General features: G+C 65.1%; 5 protein-coding genes, 2 tRNA genes and 1 pseudogene. All 8 read right to left on the minus strand.

The features are described 5' to 3' along the window. A partial coding sequence (locus PHC73_RS10175; RefSeq protein WP_300127547.1) for a SurA N-terminal domain-containing protein occupies positions 1-695 on the minus strand: 695 nt, incomplete at its 3' end. A 93-nt stretch (positions 696-788) separates the two neighbouring features. Beyond that, a tRNA-Asp gene (locus PHC73_RS10180) sits at positions 789-865 on the minus strand. Between the two features lie 12 nt (positions 866-877). Further along, positions 878-950: transfer RNA gene (locus tag PHC73_RS10185), tRNA-Val, on the minus strand. A 12-nt stretch (positions 951-962) separates the two neighbouring features. After that, positions 963-1,235, minus strand: coding sequence for an HU family DNA-binding protein (locus PHC73_RS10190; protein ID WP_300127558.1), 273 nt, complete (start codon positions 1,233-1,235; stop codon positions 963-965). A 140-nt stretch (positions 1,236-1,375) separates the two neighbouring features. Continuing rightward, the gene (gene lon, locus PHC73_RS10195) at positions 1,376-3,805 is read right to left on the minus strand and encodes an endopeptidase La (protein WP_300127550.1); all 2,430 of its coding nucleotides are present in this window, start codon (positions 3,803-3,805) and stop codon (positions 1,376-1,378) included. Positions 3,806-3,925: 120 nt separating this feature from the next. Continuing rightward, positions 3,926-5,203: an ATP-dependent Clp protease ATP-binding subunit ClpX gene (gene clpX, locus PHC73_RS10200; RefSeq protein WP_300127553.1), complete on the minus strand. Its 1,278-nt coding sequence runs from the start codon at positions 5,201-5,203 to the stop codon at positions 3,926-3,928. Positions 5,204-5,536: 333 nt separating this feature from the next. Next, a complete protein-coding gene (gene clpP / locus PHC73_RS10205) occupies positions 5,537-6,160 on the minus strand; it encodes an ATP-dependent Clp endopeptidase proteolytic subunit ClpP (protein WP_300127555.1) in 624 nt (207 codons plus the stop codon). 34 nt (positions 6,161-6,194) lie between these two features. Beyond that, positions 6,195-6,632: pseudogene (locus PHC73_RS10210) on the minus strand (trigger factor); the annotation flags it as partial.

Consider the following 6,632-nt stretch of genomic DNA (forward strand, 5'->3'; position numbering starts at 1 on the left):
TAGGCGACGCGGACCTGCTCCTGGGTCTGGAAATCCGCCTTGTGGGCGTCGTAATAGGCTTGGATGGCGGCCTCGTCCGGCGGGTTCGTCGGGGCGAATCGCTGCCAGTCGAGCGTCGTCAGGCGCAAGTCGCGCCGTTCGAACCACAGCGCCGCCAGCCCGTCGAGTTCGGCGTTCGACAGGAAGGCCGTTTCCGCAGGCCCGGCCTGCAGCTGTTGCAGCACCAGCGAGTCGCGCAGATCGGCTTCGAAGGCGGCCGGGGTCAGACCCTGCCGGCGCAGTTGTGACTCGTACAACGCGCGATCGAAGCCCTTGTCGCCAGCGAACGCCGGCACGCCGTGAATCACCGCCGCCACGGTGCTGTCGGGTATTTGCAGCCGCCGCTGGCGGGCATCCTCCAGCAGCAGCTGGCGGTTGATCAGGCGTTCGAGTACGGCTCGCCGCGCGGCCGGGTTGTCGAGCAGTTCGGGCGAGTAGGCCTTGCCCATGGTTTGGCGCAGGCGCTGCGCCTCCTCGCGCACTGCCTGCTGCAGAGCATCGACGCTGATGCTGGCATCGCCGACCCGGGCCACGATGTGCCGGCCGTGCGGCTGAATGTACGAATTGATGCCCCACAGGGCGAATGGCACCACCAGCAGCACCAGGATAGTGCTGACCAGCCAGCGCGGGGCCTTGTCGCGGATGTGTTCCAGCATGGAATGGCTTTTCAGGTTGCAGAAAACACAAAGGGTGGAGCCGGCTTTGACCGACCCCACCCTTCACGGCTGGTACATGGCATTACGCCAAAGTGGCGGAGCGGACGGGACTTGAACCCGCGACCCCCGGCGTGACAGGCCGGTATTCTAACCAGCTGAACTACCGCTCCAAATGCAATCGGTGGGTGCTGAGAGGATCGAACTCCCGACATCCGCCGTGTAAAGGCGACGCTCTACCAGCTGAGCTAAGCACCCCTGCAAGGCGAGCTATTTTATGCCATCTTTGAGCGCTTTGCCAGGCTTGAATTTGGCCGTCTTGCTGGCCTTGATCTTGATCTCCTCGCCGGTGCGCGGATTGCGGCCGGTGCGGGCACCGCGCTTGCTGACCGAGAAGGTACCGAAGCCGACGATGGTCACCGTGTCGCCTTTTTTCAGGGCGGCGATGATGGTGTCGATGGCGCAGTCCACGGCGCGGCCGGCGGCCGCCTTGGAAATGTCGGCGCCCTCGGCGATCGCGTCGATCAGATCGGATTTGTTCACGTGAGTCCCCCCTGGGTCGTTGGTTGATTTGCGCTGGGTTTCGCCCACCCACCCTAGTGGGCAACAAACCCGCGTCGGACATGGGCCGGCGAGTTATACCAATCGAAAAAAACGCGTGTCAACAAAGCATTTTTTGCTCGTCAGTGGGCGATATAGCTTTCTGTGCCGGTCGTTGCCGAGTCGGCTGCACCGCCCGTCAGGTTCATTGCTCCCGGCAAGGCCGTCAGCGCCTGCTCGAACACCTGGTCGATCCATTGCACCGGCCGGATCTGCAATTGCGCCTTCACGTCCGCCGGTACATCGGCAAGGTCTTTTTCGTTGTCTTTCGGAATCAGCACCTTGGCGATGCCGCCGCGCAGGGCGGCCAGCAGTTTTTCTTTGAGACCACCGATCGGCAATACCTCGCCGCGCAGGGTGATTTCGCCGGTCATGGCCACATCCGCGCGCACCGGGATGCCGGTCAGCGCCGAGGTCAGGGCGGTGACCATGGCGATGCCGGCGCTGGGCCCATCCTTGGGGATGGCGCCTTCCGGCACATGCAGGTGGAAGTCCGAATTCTGGAACCGCTCCGCGGCGATGCCGAGCCCTTCGGCGCGGCTGCGCACCACGGTCAGCGCCGCCTTGACCGATTCCTGCATCACCTCGCCGAGCTGGCCGGTCAGCGTGAGGGCGCCCTTGCCGGGCACCACCGCGGCCTCGACCGTGAGCAGTTCGCCGCCGACTTCGGTCCAGGCCAGGCCCGTCACCTGGCCGACGCGGTTTTCGGTGTCGGCCAGGCCGTGGCGGTAAGGCGGCACGCCGAGGAAGTCCGACAGGTTCTTGTCGGTGATCGTCAGCGTTTCCTTGCGCGCTTTCTGAACCGCCTGCAACACGGCCTTGCGGCAGACCTTGTTGATCTCGCGCTCCAGGCTGCGCACGCCGGCCTCACGGGTATACAGCCGGATGATGGCGCGCAGCGCCTCGTCGGTGAAGGCGATTTCCGAGTCCTTGAGCCCGTTGTCGGCCAGCGCCTTGGGCACCAGGTAACGCCTGGCGATGTTCAGCTTCTCGTCTTCGGTATAGCCGGGCAGCCGGATCACTTCCATGCGGTCGAGCAGGGGGGCCGGGATGTTGAGCGTGTTGGCAGTGGCCACGAACAGCACGTCCGACAGGTCGAAGTCGACCTCCAGGTAGTGATCGTTGAAGGCGCTGTTCTGTTCGGGGTCGAGCACCTCGAGCAGCGCCGAGGCGGGATCGCCGCGAAAATCCATGGCCATCTTGTCGACTTCGTCGAGCATGAACACCGGATTGCGCGTGCCGACCTTGGCGAGGTTCTGCAGCACCTTGCCCGGTAGCGAGCCGATGTAGGTGCGCCGGTGGCCGCGGATCTCGGCCTCGTCGCGCACGCCGCCGAGCGACATGCGGGCGAACTTGCGCCCGGTGGCGTGCGCGATCGAACGCCCGAGCGAGGTTTTGCCGACGCCCGGCGGGCCGACCAGGCACAGGATCGGGCCTTTCAGCTTGCGCACACGCTGCTGCACGGCCAGGTACTCGAGGATGCGTTCTTTGACTTTTTCCAGGCCGTAGTGGTCGCGGTCCAGCACCTCCTTCGCCAGCGTCAGGTCGCTGCGTACCCGGCTGCGGGTACGCCACGGCAGCTGGGCGATCCAGTCGAGGTAGTTGCGCACCACGGTCGCTTCGGCGGCCATCGGCGACATCATGCGCAGCTTGGCGAGCTCGCTGCGTGCCTTGGCCAGCACCGCCTTGGGCGGATGCGCCGCCTCGATGCGCCGCTCGAGCTCGTCGAGGTCGCTGCCGCCACCTTCTTCGAGCTCACCGAGCTCTTTCTGGATGGCGCGCATCTGCTCGTTCAGGTAGTACTCGCGTTGGCTTTTCTCCATCTGCCGCTTGACGCGGCCGCGCATGCGCTTTTCCACCTGCAGCAGGTCGAGCTCGGTTTCGAGCAGCTGCAGCAGGTGTTCGAGGCGCGGCACCACGTCCACGATTTCGAGCAGCTCCTGCTTTTTTGGCAGGCGTATGGGCAGTTGCGCGGCGATGGTGTCGGCCAGGCGCGAGGAATCATTGATCTCGGCCAGCGCGGTCAGGGCTTCGGGCGGGATTTTCTTGCTGCCGCGCACGTATTGCTCGAACTGTTCGAGCACGCTGCGCTGCAGGACCAGGTCTTCGCGCGGATCGGCCGGCGCCGCCTGCGGCACGGTCAGCCGGGCGAGGTAGCCACCATCCTGCTGTTGCCATTCGGTCACATGGGCACGATCGACACCCTCCACCAGCACTTTGACCGTGCCGTCCGGCAGTTTGAGCATCTGCAGCACGTGCGCCACCGTGCCGGTGGTGTAGATGTCGTCCGGCTTGGGGTCGTCGAGGCCGGCGTCTTTCTGCGCGGCCAGGAAGATGCGCTTGTCGTAGGCGTCGCTCAGTTCGAGCGCGGCGATGGATTTCTCGCGTCCCACGAACAGCGGGATCACCATGTGCGGGAACACCACCACATCGCGCAGTGGCAGCACGGGCAGCAGCAGGGATTCGGGGGCGGCGTCGCGCTCGCGACGCTCGTGCTTCGTACGGTCGGTCACCCGGGGTAAGCCTCGGCAATGGGGGACGGCGGCACAGCGGCCGCCACGAACACAACATGAAGGCGGCGCCGGCCGAACACAAGCCCGGCCGGGCGGGGCATCCGGCGCGCGCGGCCGGGCTCAGTCGCCGGCCGCGCTTTGCTGCAGCGGGGCGTCTTCGTAGATCAGCAGCGGTTTGCCGTCGGCGCTGAACAGGTTGTCGTCGAAAACGACTTTCTTGAGGTTCCGCATCGACGGCAGCTCGAACATGATGTCGAGCAGCGCGTGTTCGAGGATCGAGCGCAGGCCGCGGGCGCCGGTCTTGCGCTCCATGGCCCGCTCGGCGATGGCGTCCAGCGCCTGCGGGCGGAACTCGAGCTCGACCCCTTCCATCTTGAACAGCTTCTGATACTGCTTGACCAGCGCGTTCTTGGGTTCGGTCAGGATGCGGATCAGCGACTCGCGGTTCAGCTCGTTGAGCGTGGCCACCACCGGCAGGCGGCCGACGAACTCCGGGATGAGGCCGAACTTGATCAGGTCGTGCGGCTCCACCTGCGCCAGCAGCCGGCTGGTGTCCTTTTCTTCGGCGCCGCCCTTGATGTCGGCCGAGAAACCGATGCCGCCCTTCTCCATGCGCTGCTGGACGATTTTTTCCAGGCCGTTGAAGGCGCCACCACAGATGAACAGGATGTTGCGCGTGTCGACCTGCAGGAACTCCTGCTGCGGGTGTTTGCGCCCGCCCTGCGGCGGCACCGACGCAATGGTGCCCTCGATCAGCTTCAACAGCGCCTGCTGTACGCCCTCGCCGGACACGTCGCGGGTAATGGACGGATTGTCGGATTTGCGCGAAATCTTGTCGATTTCGTCGATGTAGACGATGCCGGTCTGCGCCCGCTCGGCGTCGTAGTCACATTTCTGCAGCAGCTTCTGGATGATGTTCTCGACATCTTCGCCCACGTAGCCGGCTTCGGTCAGCGTGGTCGCATCGGCGATGGTGAACGGCACGTTCAGGATGCGCGCCAGCGTCTCGGCCAGCAGCGTCTTGCCCGAGCCGGTCGGCCCCACCAGCAGGATGTTGCTCTTGCTGAGCTCGACATCGTCCTTGTGCTGCCCGGCCTCCAGGCGCTTGTAATGGTTGTACACCGCCACCGACAGGATCCTTTTGGCCTGGTCCTGGCCGATGACGTAGTCATCCAGGTGCGCGCACAGCTCGCGCGGCGTCGGCAGGCGCTTGCGGCGCTCGTCGACCGCCTTGTCGCCGACCTCGTCGCGGATGATGTCGTTGCAGAGCTCTACGCATTCGTCACAGACGAACACGGACGGGCCGGCGATGAGCTTGCGCACCTCATGCTGGCTCTTACCGCAGAACGAGCAGTAGAGGAGCTTTTCACCGTCGCCGCTGCGTTTGTCGTCGCTCATAACCTCACCCTGCAAACCACTGTTTCGGCGCCGGACGGCGCCCGTTGATGCGGCACCGCCCAGCCGGCTGCCACACCGGGCCAGCCAATCCTTAGGACAACCACTGAAAAATTCCGTTCCTGGAATTTTTTTCAGCTCGCTGCGGGGCGGCGAATGTCCGCGCCGCAGTTTTTGGACCAATTAGACCAAGGGGTGTAGCCCCTGGTTTGCGCCGGGCATCCCGCCCCGGCAGCCGACATACCAAAGCGACCAGCCCGCGACCATTACGAGCCGCCAGCGAATTTATACCGCCGGGCCGGCGGCGCAAAACACCCCGGGTTGTCGCCGCAGCCGTCACGTGCGCCGGTCGATGACTTTGTCGATCAGGTTGTACTCCAGCGCCTCCGGGGCCGACAGGAAGTTGTCGCGGTCGGTGTCCTGGCGGATCTGCTCGACGCTGCGCCCGGTGTGCCTGGACAAAATATCGTTCAGCAGATCCCGAATCTTGAGCATCTCGCGGGCATGGATCTCGATGTCCGAGGCCTGGCCGCGGAAGCCGCCCAGCGGCTGGTGGATCATCACCCGCGAATTGGGCAGTGCAAACCGCTTGCCGGGCGCGCCGGCGGCCAGCAGCACCGCGCCCATGCTGGCCGCCTGGCCGATGCACAGCGTCGACACCGCCGGTTTGATGAACTGCATGGTGTCGTAGATGGCCAGGCCCGCCGTCACCGAGCCGCCCGGCGAGTTGATGTAGAAGTGAATGTCCTTGTCCGGGTTTTCGGATTCCAGGTACAGCAGCTGCGCCACCACCAGGTTGGCCACGTGGTCTTCCACCGGACCGACCAGGAACACCACGCGCTCCTTGAGCAGGCGCGAGAAGATGTCGTAGGCGCGTTCGCCGCGGGCGGTCTGCTCCACCACCATCGGGATCAGGCCCTGGGCAACCGGGCTCGGCAGGCTGTGCATGGGATCGGTCATGGCGCGGTGGGACTCCGTTGGGGGCTTGTAGAGTTCAGGCGGCGATGGCGTCGTCGAAGCTCAGGGTTTCCTCGATCACCTGCACCTTGGACAGCACCCAATCGACGAGTTGATCTTCAAGGGCCATGTTTTCGACGTCTTGCAACCGCTCCGGCTGGCTGTAGTACCAGTTCACGAACATCTCGGTATCAGCCCCGAAGCCGGCCGCCATGCGCTCGATCTCGGCACGCACGCGCTGCGGGTCGGCCTTGATGCCTTCCCGCCGCGTGATCTCAGCAAGCAGCAGGCCAAGTTTCACGCGCCGGGCGGCTTCCGCCTCGAACGGGGCAAGATCGCCGTGGGCATCGACGGCCGGGTTGCGCTCCTGCGCCTGGTGGGCGAGGTTGTGGGCCTCTTGGTGCACGAGCCCATGCGGCAGGTCGAACTGGTGCTGGTCCAGCAGCAGCTGCATGACGGCCGCCTTGCGGCGGCG

Source organism: Immundisolibacter sp. (genome assembly GCF_028696615.1).
In the GTDB taxonomy this organism is placed as follows: domain Bacteria; phylum Pseudomonadota; class Gammaproteobacteria; order Immundisolibacterales; family Immundisolibacteraceae; genus Immundisolibacter.